3 protein-coding genes are annotated in these 3,402 nt (G+C 72.8%); all 3 read right to left on the minus strand.

The genetic code is table 11. The features are described from left to right. Nucleotides 1-453 precede the first annotated feature (453 nt). Nucleotides 454-627, minus strand: coding sequence for a hypothetical protein (locus AB8Z36_RS34885; protein ID WP_369217398.1), 174 nt, complete (start codon nucleotides 625-627; stop codon nucleotides 454-456). 393 nt (nucleotides 628-1,020) lie between these two features. Next, a complete protein-coding gene (locus AB8Z36_RS34890; protein ID WP_369217399.1) occupies nucleotides 1,021-2,535 on the minus strand; it encodes an SDR family NAD(P)-dependent oxidoreductase in 1,515 nt (504 codons plus the stop codon). A gap of 73 nt (nucleotides 2,536-2,608) precedes the next feature. Further along, the coding region (locus tag AB8Z36_RS34895) for a WS/DGAT domain-containing protein (RefSeq protein ID WP_369217400.1) at nucleotides 2,609-3,402 on the minus strand (794 nt) is incomplete at its 5' end.

A 3,402-nucleotide genomic window follows, 5' to 3' on the forward strand; every position in this document is an offset into this window, starting at 1 on the left:
ACGCTCATGTATACGTCGTGAGTTCTTACCGCCGGGGGGGGGGGGGGGTCTCCGTACGGGGTGGTGGCTGGGCCACACGGGGTGAGGAGGGCCACGCGGAAGAGGTCGGCGCGGCCGGGTGCGCGAGAGCGCGCAAGGGTGCCCTGACCGGGCGCGAGCCCGCGTCGGTCAGGCAGAAGTCTCGCGGCGGTAAGAACTCACGACGTATACATGAGCGTCGTCCTTGAGTGAAGGTGCTCGCCCGGTCGCCGACCTGCCCACTGCTCTTTGGTCGGCGCCACGCGGCACGCGCACCATTACAGTCACCCGGTCTCGCTCTTGTCAACGCGTCAGCCCCGCGCCGCGCCCCGAGGACGCACACGTCACCCGTCACACATCGCGCCCGTGCCCCCGCCGTCGACGGCGGGGGCACGGGCGAAGCGGACGACTCCGGGGCGGTGGCTCGCTCCCGGATCAGTCGATGCCGGGCAGGATGTGGGGCTCGGCGAGGTCGTCCTCATAACCGGCGAGACGGATGGGGGCCGCCTTGGCCCACGCCTCCAGGTTGCGGAGCTTGTGGGGCCTGCCGGCCCGGTCGCCCGCCCGCTCGGCCGGTCGCTTCTCGTGCTTCGTCAGATCGGGTGTCACCGCGCACTCCTCTGTGTCGCGTAACGGAAGGACAAGGGCAGTTCGGTCGCGGTGGCGCCGGTTGTCTGGCGGGACCGCGGCCGTGGTCACCGGCCTGTCCCCGGGGCGGCCGAGAGACTTCGTGGATCTCTCGTGGCCGCCCACTCGCCTAAGGTTAACCAAATGAGCGCGCCCGCGCTCGATGGACGCTCGAAGCCTTGTGGATTCCGGACAAGGCCCCACGGCCGACGCGGCAGGCCCCGAACCGCGACCACCGCGGCCGGTGGGAACGCCCGGTGGCTCTGCGCCTGGCGGCGCACGCGAGAAGGCCCCGGACGGAGAGCCGTCCGGGGCCTTCGTCGCGGGGCCGGTCGCGCGGCGCGCGGTCGCCGGGTGAGCGGTCCTGCGGAGTGGCTACCACTTGCCGTTCGCGTAGTCCTTGAGGAAGACGCCGTAGACGTCGTCGCCTGACTCGCCGCGCACGACCGGGTCGTAGACGCGGGCCGCTCCGTCGATCAGGTCGAGCGGCGCGTGGAAGCCCTCCTCGGCGAGGCGCAGCTTGTCGTAGTGCGGGCGCTCGTCGGTGATCCAGCCGGTGTCGACGGAGGTCATGAGGATGCCGTCGCTCTGGAACATCTCCTGGGCGCTGGTCCGCGTCACCATGTTCATCGCGGCCTTGGCGGCGTTGGTGTTCGGGTGCCCGGCGCCCTTGTAGCCGCGGCCGAACACGCCCTCCATGGCGGAGACGTTGACGATGTGGGCCCGGCCGCTCGCGGCCTTCTTCGCGGCGTCGGCCATGGCCGGGCGCAACGCGCTGATCAGGATGAACGGCGAGGTGTAGTTGCAGAGCTGGGTCTCAAGCAGCTCCACCGGGGAGATCTGCTCGATGGTCTGCACCCAGGTGTTGCTGTCCACGACGTCCGGCACGAGGCCGCCCGCGTCGATGGCGGTGCCGTCGAGGTGCCTGGCGATGCTGGCGTTGCCCGCGACGAGGGCGAGGTCGGCGACCTGCTGTGCCTCCAGACCGCTGGTGCCGAGGGGCAGCGCGGCCAGACCGTCGACCGCTCCGGAGTTGAAGGCGCCGATGACGGAGTGGGCGGGCAGCTCCCCGGCGGGCAGCGGCGCGCTCTCGCCGTCGACGAGGGCCGCGTAGGCGGAGGGCAGGCGCCGCACGGTCTGCGTGGCGTTGTTGATCAGGATGTCCAGCGGCCCGGCCTCGGCGACCCGCTCGGCGAGGGCGACGGTCTGCGCGGGGTCGCGCAGGTCGATGCCGACGATCTCCAGGCGGTGCAGCCAGTCCGCCGAGTCGTCCATCGCCTTGAAGCGGCGGATGGCGTCCTTGGGGAACCGCGTCGTGATGGTGGTGTGCGCGCCGTCCCGCAGCAGGCGCAGCGCGATGTGCATGCCGATCTTGGCGCGCCCGCCGGTGAGCAGGGCGCGCTTGCCGGTCAGGTCGGTGCGGGCCTCGCGCTTGGCCCGGTTCAGCTGGGCGCACGCCGGACAGAGCTGGTGGTAGAAGTAGTCGACTTCCACGTACCGCGTCTTGCAGGTGTAGCAGGAGCGCGGGCGCTGGAGTATCCCCGCGATCGTGCCCTCCTCGGTCCGCGAGGACGGCAGCAGACCCTCGGTCTCGTCGTCGATGCGCTCGGCGGAGCCGGTGGCCGTGGCCTCGGTGACCGCCTTGTCGTGGGCGGTCTTGGCGGCGCGGCGCTCCTGGCGGCGGCGCTGCTTCACGGTGCGGTAGATCCCGGCGGTGGCGCGCCGCACCAGGATCGCGTCGGGGTGGTCGACGTCGAGCCGGTCCAGCTCGTCGAGGACGCTGAGGCAGACGGCGAGACGGTCCGGGTCGATGCCGGGGCCGTACGCGCCGTTCCCGGCGGGCCCCTGCCGGCTCTCGGCCTCCTCCAGGCTTTCGTCTGTCACCGTCATCGCCGCTGTCCTCATGTCATCCTGGGCCCGCGGCGCATCCGGTGGTCCGCGGTAGCTCTTCAAAAGCGCAACTTTACGTAAAGCGGGCCCCGGTCTCCAAACCCGCTTCCCCCGCGCACACCGCCACCAGCTCGTCCAGCTCCTCCCGCACGCACCGCGCGAGGAGATCCAGGTCGGGTACGGCGGCGGCGTCGGCGAGCAGCCCGTAGTGCACGCGCCCCCGGTAGGTGGAGACCGCGACGGCGAGCGACTGGCCCCTGGCCAGCGGGGCGAAGGGGTAGACCGCGGCGAGCGGGCAGCCGCCGAGCCGCAGTCCGATGCCGGGCAGCGGGACGCTGGTGACCAGGATGTCGAAGAGCAGCCGAGCGGCCTGCGCCACCGCGGGACCGCCGATGCGGTGGCCGATCGACGGCACGTGCTCGGCCAGCAGCGCGACGGCCCCCGCACCGCGCTCGGGGCCCGCCTCCTTGTTCCGGTCCATGGCGGCGCGCACCGCCCGCAGCCTGGCCAGCGGGTCCTCGTCGCCGACCGGCAGCCTGACCAGATATCCGGAGAGACGGTTGCCGGGCGGCTGTGCGGTGCGCGGGCGGCGCCGGGACACCGGGACCAGGGCGCGCGGCTCGATGCCCTCACTGCCGTCGCCGCGCTCGTCGAGCCAGCGCCGCAGGGCCCCGGCGACCACGGCGATCAGTACGTCGTTGACGGTGCCGCCGACGGCCTTGCGCACCCGGTGGACGTCGTCCAGGTCGAGGACGGCACCGGCGGTGGCGCGGGTGCCGGAGGCGTCGGAGGTGAAGGCGGCGCAGGAGCGCACGCCCAGGGTGGCGCGGGCCACGGAGGTGCCGATGCCGAGGGCCTGGCCGAGCC

It is taken from the genome of Streptomyces flavofungini, assembly GCF_041028215.1.
In the GTDB taxonomy this organism is placed as follows: domain Bacteria; phylum Actinomycetota; class Actinomycetes; order Streptomycetales; family Streptomycetaceae; genus Streptomyces; species Streptomyces flavofungini_B.

Coding starts and splice junctions, on each gene's coding strand:
- AB8Z36_RS34890 (WP_369217399.1), bottom strand. CDS start 2,535: ATGACGGTGACAGACGAAAGCCTGGAGGAGGCCGAGAGCCGGCAGGGG.